The following is a 26,391-nucleotide window of genomic DNA, read 5'->3' as shown; positions in this document are numbered from 1 at the left end:
TTTATTAAACTAAGCAATGGTCAGACACTCAAATCTAGTCGCTAATTCTGTGCATTCAATGTCTCTTTTACTTTCGAAGGATTCGCAACTTTAATCATCAACGCCACTAGCCCCATGGCTGCCATTGCCCAGAAGACTTGTGATCCATAAGCTTCATAGCCCCAACCACTTAGACTAGTTAGCAATGCCAACACCGCGCCTAAAGGAATGGCATTTAACAAAGCTTGCAATGCCACGACTCGGTTTTGCCCTGAATTTTGAATAAAACGAATCGCCGCCACGTGCGCCATTGCAAAGGTGACACCATGCAATAACTGAATAACAATCAAACCAATGATATGCGTAGTAGAAGCAGTTAGCCCCCAGCGAATCATGACCCCAACAGACGCAATCATAAACAAAGTGCGAATACTGATTTTGCCTACGAACTTTTTGCTTAGCCAAAACACCATAATTTCGGCAACCACACCCAGGCTCCACAAATAGCCGATGATGTCTTCACCATGTCCAGATTCACGCCAGTAAATCGAGCTGAATCCATAGTATGCCGCGTGGCTACCTTGAATCAGCGAGACCAAAATTAGAAAGCGTAAGATAGGCCACTCTTTTAGCAAACTCATGATTGCTGGACGAGTTTGCTCTACTGACTGGTCGCTTTCAGGTCGAGGGTTGGGATTTCCAAAGCCTACGATTACCGAAATCAGCATACCGACTAGCGCGGTCAAGACAATCATGTCGATGCCATATAAATTGGTTAAGTAACCAACGGTTAAAGAGCCAACAATAAACGCGATCGATCCCCAGAGACGAGTTCGACCATAGTCGAGCTGTTTTCGTTTGTCATAATGATTGGCAAGGGAATCCGCTAGAGGCATCACAGGGCCACAAGCAAAGTTAAACAGTATGGTCGCGACAGCCATCATCCAAAAACTGCCACCAGTAAAGAAGTGAAAACCAATAAATAACAAACACCCGACTGCGACCAAACGGAGTGCCGGTAACAAGTGTTCGACTTTGTGAATTCGCGGGGTAAACACAACATTGCTGATGCAACGAGTGGCAAAACCGATACCAACCAGTAAACCAACATCTGACGGACTGATCCCCTGGCCTTCAAACCACAACGCCCAAAACGGTAAATAGACACCGTAGGTGAAGAAAAATCCAAAATAATAAATAGAAACCCATTTGTAGGGGGACGCTTGGAACATCTTAACTCCAATTCGCAGCTGGTTAGGCGGGCATTATGTCGATAAATGGGCGACTAAAAAAGGGAATTATCCGCAACAGTCTGTTTCCTCTATTAGGAAATATAGAAAAACCATTGTTTTGCAATCGATTTCACTAAGAACTACTGACTTAGAAAACAAAAACGAGTACTGAAAGCCAATACCCTTCGACCAAAGTCGTCTGGATGTCATGGATAAATTTGCCACACTAGAATGAGTTAACTACTGAAGCACGACGTCGCCATGCCAGACAAGTTCAATATGCAAAGTGCGCCTTTTGATAGGCTCAGTCCTCCGCAGCAAACTTTGCTTCGTGGAGCGTTAGACGTCGCTTACTTTCGTCAACGAGAATGTATCGTTAAAGCAGAGTCCGAAGGCAAGTTTCTGCACATTATCATCAAAGGAGCGGTTGAAGAGCGCGCCAGTGATCAACAGGAAATTTTTGCTCACTATGCCAATGATGACTTGTTCGATATTCGTGCCCTGATTGATGGCAGCAGTAAACACGATTACGTTACCTTAGAAGATACCCTTTGTTACTTGCTCCCCAAAGACGTTTTTCTCAGCCTGTATAACGAAAATGGCCAATTTGCCGCCTACTTTGATAATAACCTCGCCAGACGACAACAACTGATTGAGGCAGCGCAACAACAACAAAATATTGCTGAATTTATTCTTACCAAAGTGGATAGCGATATCTTCCACCCGCCTATGTTTTTGAATCCAGAACAGCCGCTTCACGAAGTTACTCAGCAGCTGAAATCTTCGGGCTTGGATGCCGCTTTGGTCCACTACCCCGATTCCCACCCACTGATTCAACAATCCCCCAACGAATTACCGTACGGAATTGTTACCCGAACTAACATGCTGCATTCCGTTATGTTGGAGGGCAAACCGCTGGATTGCGCCGTGGGTGATATAGCGACATTCCCCGTCTGTCATGTAGACCAAGATGATTTCTTGTTTAACGCGATGATTACCATGACTCGCAACCGTATGAAGCGTCTTATGGTGGTCGACGGCAAAGAAGCGGTTGGCATGTTGGACATGACGCAAATTCTGAGTGCGTTTTCCACACACTCCCATGTATTGACGCTGAGTATTTCTCGCGCCAGTAGCATCGAAGAACTGGCATTGGCCTCCAATAAACAGCGACAACTGGTCGATAGCCTTCTTAAGCGAGGCGTGCGTACTCGTTTTGTTATGCAGCTCATTTCGGCGGTCAATGAGCAAATCATTGAAAAGGCGTTTGAATTAGTGGTGCCACCAGCGCTTCATGACCATTGCTGCCTGATAGTGCTTGGCTCGGAAGGTCGAGGTGAACAGATTCTGAAAACCGACCAAGACAACGCGTTGATCATCAAAGATGGACTCGAATGGCATCAGTGCCAACCAGTGATGGAGCAGCTCACTCACACGCTTCAGCAACTGGGCTATCCGCTTTGTCCCGGTAATGTCATGGTCAGCAATGAAAAATGGGTCAAAACGCAAGCACAGTGGAAACAGACTCTCGATACTTGGATTGAAAAGTGTCAGCCCGACAATGTTATGGATTTGGCGATTATGAGTGACGCCCATGCCGTCGCGGGTAATACTTCGCTGTTAGAGCCAGTAAAGGACCACTTACACACCAAACTCACTAACAAGATGCTGGTGTTGCAAGAGTTCACCAAGCCCGCTCTGCAGTTTTCCATTCCACTCACTTTGTTTGGTAACGTGAAATCCAGTAAAGAAGGCCTGGACATAAAACGTGGTGGGCTTTTCCCGATTGTGCATGGAATCCGTGCATTGGCCCTTGAATACAACATTCGAGAAACCAATACCTTCGATCGCATCGAAGCCCTGTTTAACAAAAAAATATTGGAGCCAGAAACCGCGGATAACCTGACCGAGTCATTAAAACTGTTTCTGAAAATCAGACTGGCTCAGCAGCTTGCCAGCCAGCACAGCCACAATCGAATCGATGTGAAATTACTCGATCGCACCGAACGAGATTTACTCAGACACAGTTTTCACGTTGTTAAAAAGTTCAAACAGTTCCTCGGCTATCACTATCAGATTCGCGATTAACGGCAGGTAGTGATGAATTGGTTTCGACGTAAATATTGGTACTACAAGTTGAAGGGCTCGCCTTATCAACACCTATTCCAACCTCAAACTCACTCTGAATTTGTGTCACTGGATTGCGAAACTACCAGCTTAGATCCCAATCGAGCAGAACTAGTCACCATCGCCGCGACTAAGATTGTTGATAACCGGATCATTACCAGCGCCCCCTTTGAAGTGCGTTTGTTGGCACCGCAGTCTTTGGATTCAGGTTCGGTCAAAATTCACCGAATCCGTCACCAAGATCTGGTCGATGGTGTCGAAGAAAAACAGGCCATTATCCAACTGCTCGACTTTATTGGTAATCGGCCATTAGTTGGTTACCACATTCGCTACGACAAACAAATTCTCGACAACGCATGCCGAAAGCACCTCGGCTTCCCTTTACCAAATTCGCTGATCGAAGTGAGCCAGATTTATCACGACAAACTCGAAAAGCATTTGCCCAACGCCTACTTTGATCTCAGTTTAGATGCGATTTGTCGCCACCTTGATTTGCCCCTACAAGACAAACACGATGCGTTGCAAGACGCTATTTCTGCGGCACTGGTGTACGTTCGATTAACCAAGGGGGATTTGCCAAGCTTGAGTTTCCCCTACTCGCGATAGTCCAATTCGACTTCAATAACCTGCTACAGAACCTAGATCAGTGTCTCACTTTACGCGATAAGTCGCTAAAACAACGCTGATTCGCAAAGCTTAATCCTAAAGTCTAATTGTGGATTTACGGTTGGTACACGACAGTTATAGCAATCTGAACTCCAGCGCCCAGTTGGCGCCCAAGGACACTTGCTGAATTCACAAGGAGAGAAGCAATGAGTGAAGCCCACGTTTATCCGGTCAAAGAAAATATCAAAGCAAAGACACATGCGGATAATGACACTTACCTAAACATGTACCAACAATCGGTTTCCAACCCAGAAGGCTTCTGGTCTGAACACGGAAAGATTGTTGATTGGATCAAGCCGTTCAGCAAAGTAAAAAGCACCTCTTTCGACACGGGCCATGTTGACATTCGCTGGTTCGAAGATGGCACGCTAAACGTCTCTGCAAACTGTATTGACCGTCACTTGGCAGAGCGTGGTGATGATGTTGCCATCATCTGGGAAGGCGATAACCCAGAAGACGACAAAACACTGACGTTTAACGAGCTTCATAAAGAAGTCTGTAAGTTTTCAAATGCATTAAAAGCACAAGGTGTGAAAAAAGGCGACGTGGTTTGTCTTTACATGCCGATGGTACCGGAAGCTGCCGTTGCTATGCTTGCTTGTACTCGTATCGGTGCAGTTCACACTGTCGTATTTGGTGGTTTCTCTCCAGAAGCACTTGCTGGTCGTATTATCGATTCTGACGCCAAAGTTGTTATCACAGCAGACGAAGGTGTGCGTGGTGGACGCGCTGTACCGCTTAAGAAAAATGTTGATGAAGCACTGGCAAATCCAGAAGTTTCTACAATCAGCAGCGTATTAGTACTAAAACGTACTGGTGGTGATATTGCTTGGCATGACAACCGCGACGTTTGGTGGCACGAAGCAACAGAGAATGCCTCTGAAGATTGCCCACCAGAAGAAATGAGTGCGGAAGATCCACTGTTTATCCTTTACACCTCTGGTTCAACAGGCAAACCAAAAGGCGTATTACACACCACAGGTGGTTACTTAGTTTACGCTACCATGACCTTCAAGTACGTCTTTGACTACCAAGAAGGGGAAACCTTCTGGTGCACCGCCGACGTAGGTTGGATTACTGGTCACACTTACCTCATTTACGGACCACTTTCCAACGGTGCTAAAACCATCTTGTTCGAAGGTGTGCCTAACTACCCAAGCACCAGTCGTATGAGTGAAGTGGTCGACAAACACCAGGTTAACATTCTATACACAGCGCCAACAGCAATTCGTGCCTTAATGGCGAAAGGCGATGAAGCGGTTGCCGGTACAACTCGTGATAGCCTGCGTATCATGGGTTCAGTTGGTGAGCCAATTAACCCTGAAGCGTGGGAATGGTATTACAAGACCATAGGTAATGAGCAATCTCCAATTGTCGATACCTGGTGGCAAACCGAAACTGGCGGTATCTTGATTACTCCTCTGCCAGGTGCGACCGAATTAAAGCCGGGTTCGGCAACTCGTCCGTTCTTTGGTGTTCAACCAGCACTTGTCGATAACGTGGGTAATATTGTTGACGGCGCGACCGAAGGTAACTTGGTAATTCTAGATTCTTGGCCTGGTCAAATGCGTACTGTTTACGGCGATCATGAGCGATTTGAGCAAACTTACTTCTCTACCTTTAAAGGCATGTACTTCACAGGTGATGGCGCGCGTCGTGACGAAGACGGTTACTACTGGATTACCGGACGTGTTGATGACGTATTAAACGTGTCTGGTCACCGTATGGGTACCGCTGAAATTGAATCTGCACTTGTTGCACACGACAAAATAGCGGAAGCAGCTATTGTAGGTATTCCTCATGACATCAAAGGTCAAGCTATCTACGCCTACATCACTCTGAATGACGGAGAGATCCCAAGTGCTGAACTGCACAAAGAAGTGAAAGCTTGGGTACGTAAAGAGATTGGCCCAATCGCAACGCCAGATGTACTTCACTGGACCGATGCATTACCAAAAACTCGTTCCGGCAAAATCATGCGTCGTATCCTTCGTAAGATTGCCGCTGGTGATACTAGCAACCTTGGTGATACTTCGACACTTGCTGATCCAAGTGTGGTTGATAAGCTCATTGCTGAGAAAGCTGAATTGGTCTAGTGCATCACTAACCACAGTTTAGAAGATGAAGCCGCTCATTTGAGCGGCTTTTTTTATGATCGTCGGGGAACTACCCGAGAAACTGTCTTGTCACATTAAAAAAAGCGACTAATGTTTTAGCAAACCCACTAGATTCACATTTTTACAACGACATAGGGCAATTAAGATGGATATACGTCGGAGATTAGACCAGTAAAATGCTGCTAATTGTCACGAATTGGCTATAATCTGGGTCAATTTCTTAAAATGGTCGTAATCAAGTGGCAAAACTAGCCTTGATTTGTTAATAATCTTGTAAAATAAGTTATCGTCTCACGATAAAGGAAGATGGCAACACAATGACGACAAATTACCGCATACTAGTTCTAAATGGCCCAAATCTAAATCTACTGGGACTTAGAGAACCAGATCATTATGGTGCACAAACGCTCACACAGATTGTGGACGATCTTCAGCACCAAGCGGATCGATTAGATGTCACGTTGACTCATCTACAATCCAATCGGGAATACGAACTGATCGAAGCCATTCACAATGCACATGGCAATATCGATTTCATCATTATTAACCCAGCGGCGTTTACCCACACCAGTGTCGCGTTGCGCGATGCTTTATTGGGCGTTGATATACCATTTGTCGAAGTACACCTTTCCAATGTGCATGCCCGAGAACCGTTCCGTCATCACTCTTACCTTTCTGATAAAGCGAAAGGCGTGATTTGTGGTTTTGGTGCTCAGGGATACACATTTGCGTTGCTCGCCGCTGTCGAGCAACTAAAAAACACCAAATAACACGCAGACATTACACAGCTACGGCTGTCATTATTCAAAATTAGAGCAAGAGAAATATCATGGACATCCGCAAAATTAAAAAATTGATCGAACTGGTTGAAGAGTCTGGCATTGCTGAACTAGAAATCTCTGAAGGTGAAGAGTCGGTGCGCATCAGCCGTAATAGCGCTGCTACTGTTGCTCCAGCTCCTGTACAATACGCTGCTGCTCCAGCTCCAGCACCAGTAGCAGCTCCTGCTGCTGCGGCTCCAGCGACTCCAGCGGCTCCAGCTCAAGAAGCTTCAGCTCCTGCAGCACCAGCTGGTCACCAAGTACTTTCTCCAATGGTTGGTACCTTTTACCGCGCTTCAAGCCCAGATGCAAAACCATTTGTTGAAGTTGGCCAATCAGTGACGGCTGGTGAAACACTTTGTATTGTTGAAGCCATGAAAATGATGAACCAAATCGAAGCGGATAAGTCAGGTACAGTAGTAGCAATTCTTGTAGAAGACGGCCTACCAGTTGAATTTGACCAGCCACTATTCGTAATCGAATAACAGAGGCTGATGTTATGTTAGATAAAATTGTCATTGCCAACCGTGGCGAAATCGCTCTGCGAATTCTCCGCGCTTGTAAAGAGTTGGGAATCAAGACCGTTGCGGTTCACTCAACGGCTGATCGCGACTTAAAACACGTACTACTTGCTGATGAAACCATGTGTATTGGTCCAGCTCGTGGTATCGATAGTTACCTAAATATTCCACGCATCATCTCAGCGGCAGAAGTAACCGGAGCGGTTGCGATTCACCCGGGTTACGGTTTCCTTTCAGAAAACGCCGATTTTGCGGAACAAGTTGAGCAAAGTGGCTTTATCTTTGTTGGCCCTAAAGCGGACACAATTCGCATGATGGGTGACAAGGTTTCCGCTATCACGGCGATGAAAAAAGCTGGTGTACCTTGTGTACCGGGCTCAGATGGCCCGCTTGATGATGACGAAGTGAAAAACAAAGCGCACGCTAAACGCATTGGTTACCCGGTCATCATCAAAGCCTCTGGCGGCGGCGGTGGTCGTGGTATGCGTGTGGTTCGTAGCGAGCAAGAGCTAGTTGAAGCCATTGCGATGACACGTGCAGAAGCGAAAGCAGCCTTTAACAACGACATGGTTTACATGGAAAAATTCCTTGAAAACCCACGTCACGTTGAAGTTCAAGTTATCGCTGATGGTCAAGGTGGTGCAATTCACCTAGGCGAGCGCGACTGTTCAATGCAGCGACGTCACCAAAAAGTAGTTGAAGAAGCTCCGGCTCCGGGTATCACAGAAGAAATGCGCAAATACATCGGTGAACGCTGTACTCGCGCTTGTCTAGAAATCGGTTACCGCGGTGCAGGTACTTTTGAGTTCTTATATGAAAACGGTGAGTTCTACTTCATTGAAATGAACACTCGTATTCAGGTAGAGCACCCAGTGACTGAAATGGTTACTGGCGTTGACCTTATCAAAGAACAGCTTCGCGTTGCAGCTGGTCAACCACTGTCGTTCACTCAAGATGACATTAAATTGCGTGGTCATGCGATTGAGTGTCGTATTAATGCTGAAGATCCAGAGAAGTTCCTACCATCACCGGGTAAGATTGAACGCTTCCACGCACCAGGCGGTATGGGTGTTCGTTGGGAATCTCATATCTACACTGGCTACTCAGTACCACCTCATTACGATTCAATGATTGGTAAGCTGATCACTTACGGTGAGAACCGCGATGTAGCCATTGCACGCATGAAAAACGCGCTAAGTGAAATGATTGTCGAAGGGATTAAAACTAACGTACCTCTTCAACTTGAGATCATGAATGACGAGAACTTCCAACACGGTGGTGCCAATATCCACTACCTTGAGAAGAAACTCGGTCTTCAATAGGCGAAAAGTTGCTTAACCAATGCCCACCTAGGTGGGCATTTTTATTTGCAGGTGTTCAAAGCTGTCATCTGCTAAACTTCGCGCAAACCTTATTTAAGAGTAATCATCATGCCTTGGATTCAAATCAAACTGAATGCAACCAATGAGAATGCGGAAGCCATAGGCGACATGCTTATGGAAGAAACGGAAGCGCTGTCCGTTACCTTTCTCGATGCCAAAGACACACCGGTGTTTGAACCGCTACCGGGTGAAACCCGCTTATGGGGAGATACCGATATTCTTGCGCTTTATGACGCTGAAGCGGAAACAAAGTGGGTCATTGAACAAATTCAAGCCAGCCAGTTAGTTGCTCAAGACTTCGCTTACAAAGTAGAGCAGCTAGAAGATAAAGATTGGGAACGGGAGTGGATGGAAAACTTCCACCCAATGCAGTTTGGCGAACGTTTGTGGGTGTGCCCGAGTTGGCGCGATATTCCAGATCCAGATGCGGTCAACGTGATGCTCGATCCCGGTCTGGCTTTTGGTACCGGAACCCACCCAACCACAGCACTCTGCCTAAAGTGGTTGGACGGATTAGATCTAACGGGAAAAACCGTGATCGATTTTGGCTGTGGCTCTGGCATCTTAGCCATCGCGGCAATCAAGCTCGGCGCGGAAAAAGTGATTGGCATTGATATCGATCCGCAAGCTTTACAAGCTTCTCGCGACAATGCTGAACGAAATGGTGTGGCTGACCAACTCGAAGTTTACCTTCCAGAAGATCAACCAGAAGGGCTAATCGCGGATGTTGTGGTAGCCAATATACTCGCCGGACCACTACGCGATCTTTCACCTATCATTTCAGGTCTGGTGAAACCCACTGGAAAACTCGCCATGTCAGGCGTGCTCGACACTCAAGCTGAAGATGTTGCATCTTATTACAAATCTGAGTTTGCACTCGAGGCGATTATCGAGCTCAATGAGTGGTGCCGAATTTCTGGCCAAAAGCAAGTATAACAAGGGATTGCGCGACTAATTGTTTGAATCCTATACAAATTGATAAAACAATTTGTAAATGCTCAAATATTGGTCTTTTCACGCAGTAAAAAAATGCGTAAAATGCGCGCCCTTGCTGGTTCATTACTGTAACGACGTTTTGAAAATAGGAAACTATCAACTTAACAATAACCTGATTGTGGCTCCTATGGCTGGAGTGACAGATAGGCCCTTTAGAGAGTTGTGTTTGCGCTATGGCGCGGGAATGGCTGTCAGTGAAATGATGTCATCCAACCCTAGATTACGCGAGACGTCAAAGTCTAAGCAGCGCATGGTACACAAAGGCGAATCGGGCATTCGTTCAGTACAGATAGCGGGTTCAGATCCACAGATAATGGCCGAGGCAGCTCAATACTCGGTTGAGAACGGCGCGCAAATCGTCGACATCAACATGGGTTGCCCAGCGAAGAAGGTCAACAAGAAGCTTGCGGGCTCAGCGCTGTTGCAATATCCAGACCTCATTGAAGAGATTCTTAAAGCCGTGGTTAACGCGGTGGATGTACCAGTAACGCTAAAAACTCGCACCGGTTGGAACCCAGAAAATAAAAACTGTGTTCAAATCGCTAAGCTAGCCGAAGACTGCGGCATACAAGCCTTAGCGCTGCATGGCAGAACAAAAGCGTGTATGTACAAAGGTCAGGCAGAATACGACAGCATCAAAGCGGCAAAACAGGCTGTTAACATTCCGGTGATCGCTAACGGTGATATCGATAGCCCGGAAAAAGCCAAACAGGTACTGGAATATACCGGTGCTGACGCTTTGATGATTGGACGTCCCGCCCAAGGACGCCCGTGGATTTTTCAAGAAATCCGACACTATTTGGAAAACGGCACCATGATGGATCCACTGCCTGTAGAGGAAGTGAAAGACATCATGCTGGGGCACGTTCGCGCTCTGCACTCTTTTTACGGAGAGCTGCCTGGTACTCGTATCGCTCGTAAACACGTCGGTTGGTACCTTAAAGAAGACGAACATGCATCAGAGTTTCGCCGTACCTTTAACGCTATTGATGTAGCCGAGCTACAGCTTGAGGCGTTACAAGGTTATTTTGATAACGTTGCATCATAATTTAAGAGAAGAGCTAGACCGAATATGTTCGAACAAAATCTGACTTCAGAAGCATTAACAGTAACAACCGTGACCTCACAGGATCAGATCACACAGAAGCCACTACGCGACTCTGTTAAAGCGTCTCTTAAAAACTATCTTGCGCAATTAAATGGCCAAGAAGTCACTGAACTATACGAATTAGTTCTTGCTGAAGTTGAACAACCTCTACTAGACACCATCATGCAGTACACTCGTGGTAACCAAACTCGCGCAGCAACTATGATGGGTATCAACCGTGGTACACTTCGCAAGAAGCTAAAAAAATACGGCATGAACTAATCCATCGCGATTGGTTTAACCAAAATGAAAAAAGCGCCTGTTGGCGCTTTTTTCATTTCTATTTCTTTGATCGCCACCAGCACCAAGACCTTAATAACTTTTTACACTGTTGCCCTGCCTTTCAACTTTTCCTTCAAGATGACAAAAGTAACACATTGGTTAGTCGGTCAGTGGTTAGTGAACCCGTTAGATAGCTCCTTATCTAAAGGTGGAGTGCGCTCACAGCTCGAACACCATCAATGGTTGCTTCTCAACGCTTTTTTAAACCAGCCCGGCGAAGTCCTTAGCAAAGACTATTTACTAGACGTGGTTTGGCAAGACCGAGTGGTAAGTGATGACAGTCTTTATGTGGCGGTCAACGGATTAAGAAAAGCACTCGAGGATAAGGCAAAATCCCCTCGCTACATCAAGACTATCAACGGTAAAGGTTATCAGTTCATCGCTACCGTCAATAAAGCACCACAATCCAATACCCCCCAAAAATTGCTCGGCAAAAAAGGCCACTGGGTTGCTGTTTTTATTGTCGCTCTTCTTTCGTTATTGCTGGTTGGTTTGCAGAGCAATGATAAAAAGCTGGTCACAATTCCAGCCAAACCCATATTAGATCAGTACCAAAAAGCCAACTTTCTGGCATCCGGTAACCAAGTACAAAAGCAGCAAGCGATTAGTCTGTATCGATCGTTAATTACTAATCACCCCGATTTTGACTTACCTTATAGCAAGCTGGCCGCCATTAAGCTTCAACCTATATTCGTCAACAGAATTAGAAAAGTACCCAATCAACAAGACGTGTTTTCTTGGCTAAAAAAAGCCGAGCAGCTAGACAGCAGTAATGTCGATACACAAAGGTTGCTTGGCCAATACTATTTCTTTGTTGTCGCAGATTTCGAGAAAGCCAATCATCACTATCTTAAGGCTCTAGGTAACGCTTTAGGGCACTTTGAATACAGTCAGTTTTTATTGGCTCTCGGTGACTTTGTAGCGGCGTTGCAGCACGTGAATCACTACATCAATCTCTACCCACAAGGGTATTCATCAGAGAGTGTGGTTTGGGTGTATGCTATGGCGCTACAGTTGGACCAAGCTCAGCGTGAGCTGGATAAAATCGCCGAAGTTGCGACAGGTAGCTTTCAATATCACGTGTCCAAACAAGCTGTCGCTGAAATTGCTGGTAACGATTCTGTTGCGATTCAGGAACTACTCAAAGTAATGAAAATGGCAGGTTACCCTAAAAAGACATTGGCCGAACTTCGCCAACAAGCGTCACTGAAAGGCTTAAAAACCATCTACCATTGGCTGGCCTATCAGGACCCGTTTCAATACAACATTGGTCAATATCAACCGCCACTTTCGCTAGCGCGTTACGCGATTTCAGCCGGCGAATTCTCTGATGCACTGAATTGGCTAGAACAAGCCGAGCAGATCAAACAACTTGAACTGCTGTGGCTGGCCGTCGACCCCAAATACGCCGTGCTCCATAACGAACCGAGGTTTCAGGCTTTGCTGTCAAAGTTAAACCTTAACAATCATAAATTTAAGAATAATTAAGACCAATTTAAGACGGTTTCAGGACTTCAAACACACCTTCAATCATCATGCCGAGTGTTATTTCATCTACACGAGGTCGGTCTAATGCTTCTGAAATCAAAAACCATCCCATGGCTTATCCATATCACTCTTTGGCTTTCACTGTCGACATTTTGCCAAGTGAGTTTGGCTGAGCAGCAAGTTCGCTGGCAAATCAATACCCATGGCGAACTGTGGAGTTCGATCAAGATTAATGGTGATTACGCTTTTTTTGGGGACGATTCGGGCCAGTTTTACGCTCTAGATTTAAGTACTAAACAGTTTGCTTGGACCTTTCAAACCGGCGGAAGAATTAGAGGAGAAGCGAGTTTTTATAACAACCTAGTCTTTTTCTCGTCGGACGATGGCGTTTTATACGCGCTCGACCAAGTTTCAGGACAACCCATTTGGACCCACTCACTAGGTGACCAAGACTACTCTCGAATTTTGCCACAATACAAAGCACCTTGGGCATTTGATTACGCCAAATCTTCGCCAATCGTTGTCGGAGAGCGTGTTTTTGTAGGAACGGCCAACGCCGATTTCCACGCGCTTGATGTCACCACTGGTGAAATAGTTTGGAAAACCAAACTCCTAGCAGCAAGCCGCTCTACGCCAGCCTATGACCAAGCCTTACTTTTCACCTCCGACTTAGAAGGCAACACCTACGCCATTGATCCCCAAAACGGAAAAATCGTGTGGCGACACAAAGCCGATGCCGCCATTACTTCGGATCCACTGGTGATGAGTAATACCGTAGTTATTGGCGCAAGAGATACCGTTTTGTACGGATTGGATCGGATCACGGGTAACGTCAACTGGACCTTCACTTTACCCGGAGGCTCCTGGGTTGATTCGAGTGCCAGCATTGCTGGCGATGGCGCTCATTTCTACATTGGTAGTTCAGATGCACATCGGATATTTAAGATCTCTGCCAAAAATGGGCAGCTTGTATGGAGCCACCCCACCAGTGGCTGGTCTTGGGGTAAACCTTATGTCTCTGACCAAATGGTTTTTGTCGGCTCGATAGGCGCCAGAGAGTACTGGCAAGCGACCAAACCCGGCTTTCATGTGCTCAACACCTTAGGTAAATCAATAGGCGAGTATCAACCAGCTGAAAATCCTAGCTATATAACGGGAGGAGTATTTGGCCAACCTTCGATGTATCAAGGTCACTTACTGATACCGGATATCAGCGGCAAAGTCAGCGCTATCAAGCTATCACAATTGCTCAGCCAGCCAAACGCTGAGTAATGGCTAGCTGAACCACGATGAGGGCAGGAGTTATACCTTTTGTAGCTCCTGCAACGCGATTTGGACTTCACTCGAAATATCCGTGAGCTCTTTGGCATTACGCGCGGTACTTTCAGCTATCAAGTTCATTTCTTCAGATACCCGTTTGAGTTCAGTTCTTTTACAAAGAACATTTTGGACATATCACCCAATAATTTAGGTCGCTAAAAGTAAACGACGACTTGGTATTGTCCGGCTTGTTTTTGAAACTTATACATCCAACCTTGGCTATCACAAATACGTTGGATGATGTGATTACCGTGCCCATAGCCACCGGAATGGGAACCTGATATATCATTACTGATCAAAAGCCGATGAGATTGCACTTCCACGTCGATAATACTGCTGTGGTAGCTCAGTGCATTTCGCAGCAGGTTGGTTATTACAATTCCTGCAGAATAACTGGAACAGGTAAGCTCGCTGAGTTCGGGAAGAAAAGTGATTTTAAAACTGTCTGGTAACGGTTCGAAATCCGAAAGCGAATCTCGCACCAAATCCGGTAGTGGTTTTTGTGGTTGTGTGCTGCCTGAGCCCTCTTCTCTTACTAATTCTAAGAAGGTGGAAACCAACTGCTCCATTTGTTGATTGGAGCGCTCAATACGTGATATCACTCGGTTGCTTTTTTCATCGTTAACGATGAGATTTAGTAACTCAAGAGCCCCTTGTATTACGTTGACCGGTGTTCTTAATTCATGGCTGGCAAATCGGCTAAATTCGCGCTCACGAGAAAGAAAATCATCGGTTCTATCGAGGCTAGCCTGAAAGCTATTAGTTAACTGACCCAGTTCGTCATACCTTTCGGCAACCTGTAATTGTTGACCAGGTTTGGTGGAAGCGACTGCTCGTTGCAACTCAGTTATCGGCTGGGTAATTCTGCGCGTTAACCACACCGCGACACTTAATCCAATTACACAAAGAAACAGCCCCATGTAAATGACGTAGTCAAAGATGTCTTCGCCGTAGTCCACCAGCATCGGGTCTTTACTTGGGTAATACAGCCAATACCAAAAACCGTCTGACAAAGGCGAGGCTTGTTTGATGACATGAACATCAAAACGTTCGAATTCAACAGTCTCATTAAGCGGGATCTTGGAGACAAAAGCCGGCAGTCCGCCTTGCTGATCAGAATAGTGATAAAGAAAGTCAGAAGTCTTTTGAGGTGATTGTCCCTGTGTTAGAGCTTGCTCAACACTTTCATTTACATGCTGTTTAAAACGCTGATTAATAAACGCATCTGCAGCTAGCTCAGTGGCAGACCAACTCATAAATACCACGGCCACTGAAGACAAAACCATCAAGCAAGCTAAGGAGGAGAATACCTGCGCTCGAACACTTGACCGCCAAACCCTAACCCACTTTTTCATTGTTCAATACCTTGAACATCATGCAATCGGTAGCCTTTGCCTCTGACTGTCACCAGTAATCCGTCCGGCAATAACTTTCTCAATCGATAAATATGTGTCCGCAAGCTGCTGGTCTCAACCAATTCATCCTGCCACAGTTGATGCGCCAAATCGGTCTGTTGCACAAGGTTGGGAGCACTATTTAACAATATTTTGAGAATTTTGAACTGGGTTGGATCCAGACTGATTTCATGTCCTTCAATCCAGACTTGTTGATTGGTTGAATCCAGCTTAACGCCTGAAAAACTGATTTGACTGCTGCGCGTCCCGACTGAGCGTGCATACATAACTTCAAGACGCGCATTCAACTCCGCTAACTCAAAAGGTTTAACAATGTAATCATCGCCACCAGCCGCAAATCCAGCTAACTTATCCTCTAGGGAATCCCGCGCGGTGACAAAAATAATGGGTGTATCAGCATGAATGGAAGAGCGGATCGCCTGACAGGTTTGTAAGCCATCTTTGTAGGGCATCATGACATCGAGCACGATGGCATCGAACGAAAAGCTGTCCAATAAAGTCAGTGCGGCGTCACCGTGATAAGCGACATCAATCTCGTGTCCCTTCAACTCCAAATATTCACTGATATTAGCAACTGCATCTCGATTATCGTCTACGACGAGAACTCGCATTTTTTCCCCTTACTACTTTTTATGGCTGGTTGTGACGAAGCTGTGACATTGCACTCGCTAATCTTGGCCTCGTTAAACAATTAATGAGGACTTTCAAATGAAGCTTTGCACCAAACTATCAACACTCGCTATCGCTACAATGTCAATCAATGCAGTAGCAAGTGAAATTGCACCTCTCGACATCGCCCTGACCTTCTCTCAAGTAGAAAACCAAAGCGGTCAGGTTGAGACTCTTTTAGTTACCGAAGATACGGACAACCAGCTGAAGGCGATCAATATCAGCCAATCCTATGATTTATATCCAAAAGATCCAATGGTGTTCGTCAAAGATTTTGGCTACGAACAATTGCAAAAGCTGGCGCAGCAAGACAGTTACGAATGGTATTCGTATGAGCAGCTTCTACCTGCAGGTGGTCTTGGTAATCAGCACATCGCCGCCGGAACCAACTATCCAGAGCATGGAGAAGAGGCCAATATCGATGAAGTTTTTTTATTCCCCAAATACAGTCAGCCAACACCAGCTGTATCTCAGGTAGTCACAAAAGATGACTATTTAATTGACTACGAAGTCGAGCTTTGCATTCGTTGGTCTGATGATGTTTCCCAAATCGACGACCTCAACAACTATTATGCGGGCGTATTTATCTGTGGCGATATGTCAGACCGCACCGCGTTGCTTAGAAACCTAAATGTTGATGACGTCGCTTCCGGGCATGGCTTTACTGATGCCAAAAGTGGCGACGACCGATTTCCCACCGGTCCTTACATGGTGGTTCCGAAAGATTGGCAGTCCTTCGTTTCTGACATCAACATTGCTACCTATATAAACGGTGAGCAAAAACAAGATGCAGTGACTAATGAAATGATTATGAACCCAACTGAGCTAGTAGAATGGGTACTGGAAGTGGGCAACAACAAGGCATGGAAAGACGCCGGAAAGGATGTTCCTTTGATTACTGACAACGCAATTAAGGCCGACCAAGCGCTAATCACAGGTACGGCAGAAGGTGTTATCTATAACGCGCCAACGACCGGATACATTATTCAAAAGGCGCTGAAGTGGCTCGCTACTTTTTCGTTTGTGGAGTCAGGTCCGATAAACTACATTCTTGAAGAACAAATACGTGAAGGATTAGAGTCTAAGTCTTACCTACAGCCAGGCGATACGGTTCACATGACCGGGACTTATTTAGGCAAAATCTCTATTGAGATGGTAGGTAGTGAAAGCAATTTAGCTAAAAACTAAAAAGCCAACCGGCACTAAGACTTTGCGTCCAACGCCGCCAAAATCGAACAGTGGCTGGCAGTGTCATCATTGTGACCACAGCAGGCATCATTTAGTGTTTTGAGCGCCGCTCGAATTTCATTTAACTCAGCAATCTTTTGGTCAATCACCAGCAGTTTACTGCTGGTGATTTCTTTGACTTCGGCACAACTGTATTCGTTGGAATCAATTCGAATATGCAGTAACTCACGAATGTCATCCAAACTTAAGCCCAATTGCTTACTGCGCAAGATAAACTCAACCTGCTTTTGGTTATTATCGTCATACTGTCGATAACCGCTTTGGGTGCGATTAGCCGGCGTCAACAAGCCGTTTTTTTCGTAAAACCGCAGCGTATCGACAGATACACCACAGCGCTGAGCCAATTCACCAATTTGAAACATGATTCACTCTTATTTGAGTCAGTTTTCACACTCGACAAAACTCGAAAATAGAAGCAATTAGCTATTAATTTTGAGATGCCAAACGATTGCGCGAGCAATTTCGGATTAATTTGGTTAGAATACGCGCCATTGAAGACTGCCTCCTAATTTCGGAAGCAAACGTATTCGCAAAGACACGCCAACTGGGGTGATTGTACACCAAGTTGGCCTCTTTTTTGTTAGTTATCGAGGAAACACGAAGCATGAACAACGCTCGTCCAATTCGTCGTGCACTCATTAGCGTATCAGATAAGACTGGTATTGTAGAGTTTGCACAAGCACTTGCCCAGCGCGGTGTTGATATCCTTTCTACTGGTGGTACTGCTCGCCTGCTTGCAGAGCAAGGTATTGCGGTTACTGAAGTATCTGATTACACAGGCTTCCCTGAAATGATGGACGGTCGTGTTAAAACACTTCACCCTAAAGTACACGGCGGTGTGCTGGGTCGTCGCGGCCAAGACGATGGCGTGATGGAACAACACGGAATTAACCCAATCGATATGGTTGTGGTAAACCTGTACCCATTCGCAGCAACAGTTGCTAAAGCAGACTGTACACTTGAGGATGCGGTAGAAAACATCGATATCGGTGGACCAACTATGGTTCGTTCTGCAGCGAAAAACCACAAAGATGTGACCATTGTGGTAAACGCGCACGATTACGATCGCGTTATCGCTGAAATGGATGCTAACGAAAAGTCTTTAACACTTGAAACTCGTTTTGACCTTGCGATTGCAGCGTTTGAACATACTGCGTCATACGACGGCATGATCGCTAACTACTTTGGCACTAAAGTGCCTTCTTATGGTGAGAACAAAGAAGGTGACGCGGAATCTAAATTCCCACGTACTTTCAATCAGCAGTTCATCAAAAAACAAGATATGCGTTACGGCGAGAACAGCCACCAAGACGCGGCGTTTTATGTTGAAGCACAACCTGAAGAAGCCTCTGTTGCTACTGCCAAACAGCTTCAAGGTAAAGCGTTGTCATACAACAACATCGCAGATACCGATGCCGCACTTGAGTGCGTGAAAGAATTTGCTGAGCCAGCATGTGTTATCGTCAAACACGCTAACCCATGTGGCGTTGCGCTAGGCAAAGATATTCTGGAAGCTTACAACCGCGCTTACCAAACAGACCCAACGTCTGCATTTGGCGGCATCATTGCATTTAACCAAGAGTTAGACGCGGAAACAGCAAGTGCCATTGTTGAGCGCCAGTTTGTTGAAGTGATCATCGCACCAAGCGTTTCAGCACAAGCGGCTGAAGTGGTTGCAGCGAAGAAAAACGTTCGCCTATTGGAATGTGGTCAGTGGACAACCAAGACAACTGAGTTCGATGTTAAGCGCGTGAACGGTGGTTTGCTAGTTCAAGATCGTGACCAAGGTATGGTTGGTCTTGACGATCTTAAAGTGGTTTCTAAGCGTCAACCAACAGAAGAAGAGCTAAAAGATGCGCTATTCTGCTGGAAAGTTGCTAAGTACGTTAAATCGAATGCCATTGTGTACGCCAAAGGCGACATGACAATCGGTGTTGGTGCAGGACAGATGAGCCGAGTTTACTCAGCGAAAATCGCCGGTATCAAGGCAGCTGACGAAAACCTAGAAGTAGCAGGCAGCGTGATGGCGTCTGATGCATTCTTCCCATTCCGCGACGGTATTGATGCCGCCGCTGAAGCAGGTATCAAGTGTGTTATCCAACCGGGTGGTTCAATGCGTGATGACGAGGTCATCGCCGCCGCAGACGAACACGGCATGGCTATGATCTTCACAGGTATGCGCCACTTCCGTCACTAATTAGCTCTCAAGCGCGCATTAGCGCGCTTTTTTAATGATTTAAGGATATTTTACATGCAAGTTCTAATCATAGGTTCTGGTGGTCGTGAGCACGCTCTTGGATGGAAAGTCGCTCAAAACCCGACAGTTTCTAAAGTCTTTGTCGCACCAGGCAATGCGGGTACGGCTCTTGAAACAAAAATGGAAAACGTCCAGATTGACGTTGAAGACAGTCAAGGCTTAGTGTCTTTTGCAAAAGAGAATGCTATTGAATTGACAATTGTTGGCCCTGAAGCGCCACTGGTCATTGGTGTTGTCGATGCATTCCAAGCAGAAGGTCTGGCCGTATTTGGTCCAACTCAAGGCGCGGCGCAGCTAGAAGGCTCGAAAGCTTTCACTAAAGACTTCCTTGCTCGTCACCAAATTCCGACTGCCGCTTACGCAAACTTTACCGAGATTGAACCAGCGATTGCTTACGTTCGCGAACAGGGTGCTCCTATTGTGGTTAAGGCTGATGGTCTAGCCGCAGGTAAAGGTGTCATCGTAGCGATGACGTTAGAAGAAGCGGAAGATGCGATTAAAGATATGCTTGCGGGAAATGCCTTTGGTGAAGCGGGTAGCCGCGTGGTTATCGAAGAGTTCCTCGAAGGTGAAGAAGCGAGCTTCATCGTTATGGTTGATGGCGAAAATGTCTTACCGATGGCAACTAGCCAAGACCACAAACGCGTTGGCGACAAAGACACGGGTCCAAACACTGGTGGTATGGGTGCGTACTCTCCTGCTCCAGTCGTGACGCCAGAGATCCATAACCGCATTATGGACGAAGTTATCTTCCCAACCGTTAAAGGCATGGCAGCAGAAGGCCACCCATACACTGGTTTCCTATACGCGGGCCTAATGATCGATGCTGACGGCACGCCAAAAGTTATCGAATACAACTGTCGATTTGGTGATCCAGAAACTCAGCCTATCATGATGCGTATGCAGTCAGACCTAGTTGAACTATGCCAAGCGGCATTAGAGAAAAAGCTGGATCAGGTTGAATCGAAATGGGATGAACGCGCGTCTATTGGTGTGGTTCTCGCTGCAGGTGGCTACCCAGCTTCGTACAATAAAGGTGACGTTATTTCAGGCCTGTCTTCGCAAGAGACGGCTGGCCAGAAAGTCTTCCACGCGGGTACCGCTGAAAAAGACGGTTATGTAGTGACTAACGGTGGTCGAGTTCTTTGTGCAACCGCACTGGGTAACACCGTATCAGAAGCTCAACAGCGCGCTTACGAACTAGCGAAAACTATCCAATGGGATGGCGTATTCTATCGCTCGGATATTGGCTACCGCGCTATTGCCCGCGAGCAAAATAAGTAACCCAGCATCCCTTTTCAGTATGCAAAACTAATAAAGCGCTCAACAATGAGCGCTTTTATTTTGCCTTAATTTGCCACCTTGGCAAAAACCGAGAGTTTCAATCTATCGAGAAACTAGTCCTCTAGAAAACGAGGTTCGTTAATACATGCATAGTTATCATCAGCCAAAACCAATAATTGGCCTATCGTCGCAGTAAATCTCGACGTTTCTCCAATAAAGGCCAAGTAAGACTCTTCTGACGCCAGCCTATCGATGACAAACGAAGGTAAAGACTGATTAAAATCCAACGTGCGGTAGGTTCGACCTGAACACGATTCAAACTCAGAACCATCCCAATAGCCCTGTATTAGGCTTAGCCCTTTTCTGCTTTGCTCACGAGACGTCACCACAACGTTCTGTGCTTCTCTTTGCAGCTTGATGATTTCATCAGTGTGTATGGGTTTAACTTTGCCATCAAATCGGTACTGCTGATAAATAGCTTCGCCTGTACCATTAAATCTAAGGTGTATTCGATACGGAACTAAACTACCGTCTTCTAGCTGTTGTTCACCCTCACGAATAAGCTCTCTTACTAACCTATCTTCCCAGCGATAATCAGTTTTGTACCAACCGTAGTCGCCCAAATTTACATGGTCAGCCACAGCAATCGGATCAGAGACTCTTTCTGTCATCCAATAAAAACTGGTTGCGTCGCCCATACTCTGACCACCAGAGCGTAGTTTTAGATTTTGGAAAGCATCATTCGATGAAGAAGAACAGCCGGTCAGGAGTAAAATTAAACCGGGGAGGAGAAGTGTTTTTTTCATGGTAAGTCAAGCTACGCCAAGATGAGGTCACCTTGGCGTAGTATAGATTATTTGACTGCGTCTTTTAGCGCTTTGCCAGAAACGAATGCTGGAACGTTAGCCGCTGCAATTTGGATTTCAGCGCCAGTCTTAGGGTTACGGCCTGTGCGAGCTGCACGATGATTTACTTTGAACGTACCAAAACCAATTAGCTGAACTTGGTCACCGTCTTTTAGCGCTTCAGTCACACCACCTAGCGTAGCTTCAAGTGCTGCTTTAGCTTGAGCTTTAGAAAGGTCTGCTTTTTCAGCGATAAAGTCGATTAATTGGGTCTTGTTCATTAGGTTTCCCTTCTCGTAGGTTATTGAATTCGACTCACTCTAAGCATAAAAGGCTCGTCTGGCAAAGGTTTGTCGCTGTTCTTTGGCGCTAATGCTCGCCTTTTAGACGTATTCTGGGTCTTAACTCACAATTTGTTACTAGACTAAGCCCTATCAGCCTTGATTTGTAATGGCTCTAACCCGATTTAATAGACGTAAATACGTCGAAATAGTCTGTCATTTACTTGTCAATAATACGCCACAAGGTCACTCATGTTACTGCTCTCGTTTTACGTTGCTATTGCAATCGGTGTCTCATTCATTTGCTCTGTACTAGAAGCGGTTCTTCTCAGTATTACCCCAAGCTATATTGCCCAACTCAAACAAAATGGACATCCAGCCGCTAAGCGTATCGCTCGCCTAAAAAATGATATCGACCGCCCATTAGCATCGATTTTGACCCTTAATACCATCGCCCACACCATTGGTGCGGCAAGTGCAGGTGCTCAGGCCGCCGTGGTATTTGGAAGTGAATGGTTGGGTGTATTTTCCGGGGTACTGACTTTGGGGATATTGCTACTTTCCGAGATCGTCCCTAAAACGATTGGAGCGACCTACTGGCGCGCCTTAGCACCAATGACATCGACGGTATTAAAGTGGATGGTATGGGGCCTTAGACCTTTTGTATGGTGCTCAGAGCAAATTACAAAGCGTCTCGCACGCGGACAAGAACAACCTAAGATGCGTGATGAACTGTCAGCTATGGCTATTTTGGCCAAAGACAGTGGTGAGTTTGCTTTGGGTGAATCGAATATTTTGGCGAATCTGCTGGGTGCACAAGACGTGCCCATTACTAAGTTGATGACACCGAGACCCGTGGTATTTCGAATCGATGCAGAGATGACAGTGTCAGATTTTTTACAACAGCACCACGATACCCAGTTCTCAAGGCCACTAGTGTATAGCCAGAACAAAGATAACATTCTTGGTTTTGTGCACCGCCTAGAATTATTCAAACACAATCAAAGTGAAAGCGGTGATAAACAAATCGGAGCAGTGATGCGTCCATTGCACGTATTTCTAAACAATAACACGGTTCCTACTGTTTTCGACCAAATGGTAGCTCTGAAGCTTCATATAGCTATGATTGTCGACGAATACGGAACGATGCAAGGCATAGTGACACTTGAGGATATGTTCGAGTACCTACTGGGCCAAGAAATCGTCGATGAAGCGGACAAAAACACCTCGATGCAAGCGCTTGCTACACAGCGCTGGGAACAGTGGAAAGAAAGCGGCAGAGTGATAGAAAACAAGGATGAAGACACTGACACGTTAAAATCCGATCAGCGTTCTGAATAAAAGAAAAAGGAGCTTGAAGCTCCTTTTCTATTAGATACTGATACCAATATTGCTCACATTGGATTCGCGCAGCTCAGCCCGCAGATCTTTAATCAGTTCAATATCACGATCTTCCGCTGCTTTAAGCGCTCTGAAAATCGCCCACTGAACATCCCATTCCTCGCAAACAGATTCAAACTGCTTTTGGTTGCTATTATCGATCTCGACCTCTGACTGAATTGACTCTAAGTCAGCGACGGTAAGTACAGATTGTTGGCTGATCTTTTGCACTTCTTGATCGAGGTAATCTCGGTCCAATAACCCGTGAAGTAACGACGATAACGCGACACCGGCATCAATGGCTGGATGAACTCCATACAATTCATAGTCTTCACTACTCGGTATCAACTCTTCCAACTTCTCCAGCTGCCGTTCCAGATTAATTTTTGCATTTTTTACGGTTAGCAGCTCCCAAATACAGTCTAAAATTTCGCGGTATTGGCGCGGTTCTGCAAATTCCGTATGCTGGCAAAACACCGCATAGTTGGGGTACATACGCTCACATAAGCAAGCCATAAAGGTGATCTTTTGCCACTGTTCGAGCTTTTCTAATCTTAATTGAATTGGGTTTTGCAACATGGGTTTTGCTCACTAAAAAGTCTGCATGAAGTGTAAACGAAACCCTATAGATAACAAACCAAATATCGACTCCAGCGAAAGGAGTGCGCTAATTAAGGGTTTTAAAAAATTACTAGCCGTTGTATAGTCCAGCGAGTGCGTTTCGAACGCCACCTACTCGCGGAAAGAGCCATGCTCATCGAATACAGTCAATTGACTATTAACAATACGTTTACCTTCTCTTCTGATTAGCGAGTGCAGAAAAAGTGAGATGGTGAAATGAATAATCAATTCAAACCCAACCTAGAACACCTTAAAAAACGCTCGAAGTCCATTCTTAAATCTTTACGAAGTGGACAGAACGACTCTGACCAAAACTGGTTCAAGCAATATCACCCCAAATCAGAAATTAACCCTGAACAAATCAAACTGTCAGATGTTCAACTTGCAATGGCAAGAAGCTATAACGTGAGAAGTTGGAATGCTCTCAAACTGCATTGTGCAAGCCTAGAACAAAGCCGAACTGAAATAGAGGGTCTTAATCCTATTCTAGATTCTGATTTAACGACTCTGCATGTCCGTTGCGGTCACGACATTCAGAATACATTGAATAAGGCAGGTTTTAGCGGTGACTTTTTACCTTTTATTGAACCCTATTGCATTGGGCCATTGGTTCATGATGAAGACAGGCTAACTCAGCTAAGAGCTTTGTATGTACATAAACACTTGTTAACTGAACTTCCTGAATCAAACCAAAGTATCGAACAGCTTATTGAAACAACGCAAAAAAACGCAAATCAACTAATTGATGCAAAATACAAAAGAGTAGTAATTTGGGTAGAGCATGATAGCTATGACCAACTAATGCTTATTCGCGTTTTAAGCTTGTTGTCTTTTCATAATCTAGACAAGATTTCAGTCATTGAAACTAATCAATATCCAGGTAACACAAAGTTTAAAGGTTTAGGGCAACTGCCACCTGAGGCACTTCGTCTACTTTGGTCAAGTCGAAAGGAAGTATCAATTGAACAAATTAACCAGGCTAAACAGCTGTGGAAGGCATTTTGTTCTCCAACACCAAATGACCTGATCAAATGCTATAACTCGAGCTCCTTTGGTGACTTCCCAAACCTAAAAGCAGCACTTTTCAGACATCTACAAGAGCTCCCTAGCAGCCAACATGGTTTGAGCTTAACTCAAGCGATAGCTATAGAAGTGCTTGGTAGCTGCAATTCGTTCATATCATTTAAAGAGCTTTTTAGCCGCTACCAGGAAAAGGAACCTTTGGTTTTCTTGGGAGACCTCATGTTCTGGGCGTTAATCAAGCCATTAACCGTCGGTGAACATGCTTTGATAGAAATAGAATCCAATGATGAAACACATTGGCCAAACTTGAAGTTAAAGCTGCGTGACAACCAACGTAGGTACTTTACCAACTTTGACGAATATTGGGTTGGCGGCATAGAGAACACTTCTCATCATTATTGGGCTTGGGATCATAAAAACCTCGATACTGTAGAGCTAGTAAGTAGTTCATAGAGTTTGATAAGAGCTCGCCGATCCTTGTAGCAGATACTACAGCTTCACTATTTGTCATCAGGACAAATAGAATCTCTCTAAAACAACAAAACCCAGTCAAACGACTGGGTTTCTTAATAGGTGGCGGGTCGGCCAGGTTTGCGGGCAACCGGGAGTCGTTGGTCCAAGACCAAAATAATACTGCACATGTAAATTACCACCTTCTAAAGAAGGTGGCTTTGTGTGAGCCCCCTAAAAGGGGGCCTTTGTTTAGTCCAGCGCTAATTGTTGCTGTTCCACGCGCTCTTTCTTCTCCTGATGTGTTACATAACGTCGAATTATTTCTTCATTAATTCCTACGCTATCGACAAAATAGCCCCTTTGCCAAAAGTGGTTACCCCAAAGCTTATTTTTCCTCAAATATGGAAACTTACTGAAAAGCTTTAAGGCTATTTTGCCTTTCAATACGCCCATCAACTTGGATATTGATAGCTTAGGTGGAACCTTTACGACTAAGTGCACGTGGTCAATTTGGACGTTCAGCTCAACAACTTCACATCCAAGTTGATTACAGTAAACATTTATACACCGATAAACTTCTTTACCTACATTATTCTTCAAGATCCTAAATCGGTATTTTGGTGTCCACACTATGTGATATTGACATCTCCAAAATACGTGGGAAGCTTGATTATATCTACTCATGTTATTTGTCCTCTTTGACTTCGCTAAAAATCAAGGGAGCATTTAACATGGGTAGAACTATAGGCAAAGCCCAAGTGAATGATAACCACCTACTGAAGTAGGTGGTTTAGGGCTGAAAACAAAAAGACCTCAGCATTTCTGCTGAGGTCTGGA

24 protein-coding genes are annotated in these 26,391 nt (G+C 45.4%); 16 read left to right on the top strand and 8 right to left on the bottom strand.

Annotated features, from left to right (window positions below):
* Positions 1–41: 41 nt before the first annotated feature.
* Complete coding sequence (locus tag ACXAFJ_RS00120; protein ID WP_475320595.1) at positions 42–1,211, bottom strand: 3-phenylpropionate MFS transporter; 1,170 nt, start codon at positions 1,209–1,211, stop codon at positions 42–44.
* 261 nt (positions 1,212–1,472) lie between these two features.
* On the opposite strand from ACXAFJ_RS00120, the gene ACXAFJ_RS00115 reads away from it, so the two are divergent.
* The 11 genes from ACXAFJ_RS00115 to ACXAFJ_RS00065 all read left to right on the top strand — a co-directional run bounded on the left by ACXAFJ_RS00115 (position 1,473) and on the right by ACXAFJ_RS00065 (position 14,030).
* Positions 1,473–3,299, top strand: a complete 1,827-nt coding sequence (locus ACXAFJ_RS00115; protein ID WP_475320594.1) for a DUF294 nucleotidyltransferase-like domain-containing protein — start codon at positions 1,473–1,475, stop codon at positions 3,297–3,299.
* A 12-nt stretch (positions 3,300–3,311) separates the two neighbouring features.
* A complete protein-coding gene (locus ACXAFJ_RS00110; RefSeq protein WP_475320592.1) occupies positions 3,312–3,944 on the top strand; it encodes a 3'-5' exonuclease in 633 nt (210 codons plus the stop codon).
* 206 nt (positions 3,945–4,150) lie between these two features.
* A complete protein-coding gene (gene acs, locus ACXAFJ_RS00105; RefSeq protein ID WP_475320591.1) occupies positions 4,151–6,100 on the top strand; it encodes an acetate--CoA ligase in 1,950 nt (649 codons plus the stop codon).
* Between the two features lie 338 nt (positions 6,101–6,438).
* Complete coding sequence (gene aroQ / locus ACXAFJ_RS00100; protein ID WP_475320590.1) at positions 6,439–6,891, top strand: type II 3-dehydroquinate dehydratase; 453 nt, start codon at positions 6,439–6,441, stop codon at positions 6,889–6,891.
* Between the two features lie 59 nt (positions 6,892–6,950).
* A complete protein-coding gene (gene accB / locus ACXAFJ_RS00095; RefSeq protein ID WP_475320588.1) occupies positions 6,951–7,427 on the top strand; it encodes an acetyl-CoA carboxylase biotin carboxyl carrier protein in 477 nt (158 codons plus the stop codon).
* A gap of 14 nt (positions 7,428–7,441) precedes the next feature.
* Positions 7,442–8,785, top strand: coding sequence for an acetyl-CoA carboxylase biotin carboxylase subunit (accC, locus tag ACXAFJ_RS00090; protein WP_475320587.1), 1,344 nt, complete (start codon positions 7,442–7,444; stop codon positions 8,783–8,785).
* 108 nt (positions 8,786–8,893) lie between these two features.
* The gene (gene prmA / locus ACXAFJ_RS00085; RefSeq protein ID WP_475320586.1) at positions 8,894–9,781 is read left to right on the top strand and encodes a 50S ribosomal protein L11 methyltransferase; all 888 of its coding nucleotides are present in this window, start codon (positions 8,894–8,896) and stop codon (positions 9,779–9,781) included.
* 139 nt (positions 9,782–9,920) lie between these two features.
* Positions 9,921–10,889 (top strand): tRNA dihydrouridine synthase DusB, encoded by a 969-nt coding sequence (gene dusB / locus ACXAFJ_RS00080; RefSeq protein ID WP_475320584.1) that lies wholly within the window; start codon positions 9,921–9,923, stop codon positions 10,887–10,889.
* A 24-nt stretch (positions 10,890–10,913) separates the two neighbouring features.
* Positions 10,914–11,210, top strand: a complete 297-nt coding sequence (fis, locus tag ACXAFJ_RS00075; RefSeq protein WP_000462885.1) for a DNA-binding transcriptional regulator Fis — start codon at positions 10,914–10,916, stop codon at positions 11,208–11,210.
* A 24-nt stretch (positions 11,211–11,234) separates the two neighbouring features.
* On the top strand, positions 11,235–12,758 hold the full coding sequence (locus ACXAFJ_RS00070; protein WP_475320583.1) for a winged helix-turn-helix domain-containing protein: 1,524 nt from the start codon (positions 11,235–11,237) through the stop codon (positions 12,756–12,758).
* Between the two features lie 84 nt (positions 12,759–12,842).
* Positions 12,843–14,030, top strand: a complete 1,188-nt coding sequence (locus tag ACXAFJ_RS00065; RefSeq protein WP_475320581.1) for an outer membrane protein assembly factor BamB family protein — start codon at positions 12,843–12,845, stop codon at positions 14,028–14,030.
* A gap of 203 nt (positions 14,031–14,233) precedes the next feature.
* On the opposite strand, the gene ACXAFJ_RS00060 is transcribed toward ACXAFJ_RS00065, so the two are convergent.
* Positions 14,234–15,433, bottom strand: coding sequence for a HAMP domain-containing sensor histidine kinase (locus tag ACXAFJ_RS00060; protein ID WP_475320580.1), 1,200 nt, complete (start codon positions 15,431–15,433; stop codon positions 14,234–14,236).
* Positions 15,430–16,104 carry a response regulator transcription factor gene (locus tag ACXAFJ_RS00055; RefSeq protein WP_475320578.1) on the bottom strand — a complete coding sequence of 225 codons (675 nt, stop codon included), beginning with the start codon at positions 16,102–16,104 and terminating at the stop codon, positions 15,430–15,432. The genes ACXAFJ_RS00060 and ACXAFJ_RS00055 overlap by 4 nt, the downstream gene beginning before the upstream one ends.
* Positions 16,105–16,201: 97 nt before the next feature.
* Here ACXAFJ_RS00055 and ACXAFJ_RS00050 point away from each other — a divergent pair, with 97 nt between their 5' ends.
* Positions 16,202–17,350: a fumarylacetoacetate hydrolase family protein gene (locus ACXAFJ_RS00050; protein ID WP_475320576.1), complete on the top strand. Its 1,149-nt coding sequence runs from the start codon at positions 16,202–16,204 to the stop codon at positions 17,348–17,350.
* Between the two features lie 14 nt (positions 17,351–17,364).
* Here the strand turns inward: ACXAFJ_RS00050 and zntR are convergent, their stop codons facing one another.
* Complete coding sequence (gene zntR / locus ACXAFJ_RS00045) at positions 17,365–17,772, bottom strand: Zn(2+)-responsive transcriptional regulator (protein WP_475320574.1); 408 nt, start codon at positions 17,770–17,772, stop codon at positions 17,365–17,367.
* A gap of 242 nt (positions 17,773–18,014) precedes the next feature.
* Between zntR and purH the strand changes: the two genes are divergently transcribed.
* Both purH and purD read left to right on the top strand, forming a co-directional pair.
* Positions 18,015–19,607, top strand: a complete 1,593-nt coding sequence (gene purH / locus ACXAFJ_RS00040; protein ID WP_475320572.1) for a bifunctional phosphoribosylaminoimidazolecarboxamide formyltransferase/IMP cyclohydrolase — start codon at positions 18,015–18,017, stop codon at positions 19,605–19,607.
* A 54-nt stretch (positions 19,608–19,661) separates the two neighbouring features.
* On the top strand, positions 19,662–20,951 hold the full coding sequence (gene purD / locus ACXAFJ_RS00035) for a phosphoribosylamine--glycine ligase (RefSeq protein ID WP_475320571.1): 1,290 nt from the start codon (positions 19,662–19,664) through the stop codon (positions 20,949–20,951).
* Between the two features lie 113 nt (positions 20,952–21,064).
* Here the strand turns inward: purD and ACXAFJ_RS00030 are convergent, their stop codons facing one another.
* Together ACXAFJ_RS00030 and hupA are read right to left on the bottom strand one after the other, a co-directional pair.
* A complete protein-coding gene (locus tag ACXAFJ_RS00030; RefSeq protein WP_475320569.1) occupies positions 21,065–21,757 on the bottom strand; it encodes a DUF1481 domain-containing protein in 693 nt (230 codons plus the stop codon).
* Positions 21,758–21,804: 47 nt separating this feature from the next.
* On the bottom strand, positions 21,805–22,077 hold the full coding sequence (hupA, locus tag ACXAFJ_RS00025) for a nucleoid-associated protein HU-alpha (RefSeq protein ID WP_475320568.1): 273 nt from the start codon (positions 22,075–22,077) through the stop codon (positions 21,805–21,807).
* Positions 22,078–22,329: 252 nt separating this feature from the next.
* Between hupA and ACXAFJ_RS00020 the strand changes: the two genes are divergently transcribed.
* Positions 22,330–23,418, top strand: a complete 1,089-nt coding sequence (locus ACXAFJ_RS00020) for a CNNM domain-containing protein (protein WP_475320567.1) — start codon at positions 22,330–22,332, stop codon at positions 23,416–23,418.
* Positions 23,419–23,448: 30 nt separating this feature from the next.
* On the opposite strand, the gene ACXAFJ_RS00015 is transcribed toward ACXAFJ_RS00020, so the two are convergent.
* Positions 23,449–24,036, bottom strand: coding sequence for a YjaG family protein (locus ACXAFJ_RS00015; RefSeq protein WP_475320566.1), 588 nt, complete (start codon positions 24,034–24,036; stop codon positions 23,449–23,451).
* 258 nt (positions 24,037–24,294) lie between these two features.
* Between ACXAFJ_RS00015 and ACXAFJ_RS00010 the strand changes: the two genes are divergently transcribed.
* Entirely contained in the window at positions 24,295–25,554 is a 1,260-nt protein-coding gene (locus tag ACXAFJ_RS00010; protein ID WP_475320564.1) for a DUF1835 domain-containing protein, read from the top strand.
* 249 nt (positions 25,555–25,803) lie between these two features.
* On the opposite strand, the gene tnpA is transcribed toward ACXAFJ_RS00010, so the two are convergent.
* A complete protein-coding gene (gene tnpA, locus ACXAFJ_RS00005; RefSeq protein WP_475320563.1) occupies positions 25,804–26,238 on the bottom strand; it encodes an IS200/IS605 family transposase in 435 nt (144 codons plus the stop codon).
* Positions 26,239–26,391: the final 153 nt, after the last annotated feature.

Source organism: Vibrio sp. ABH4_348, assembly GCF_056159765.1.
Note: the sequence above shows the minus strand (reverse complement) of the source record. Positions and strands in the feature narration are given on the sequence as shown.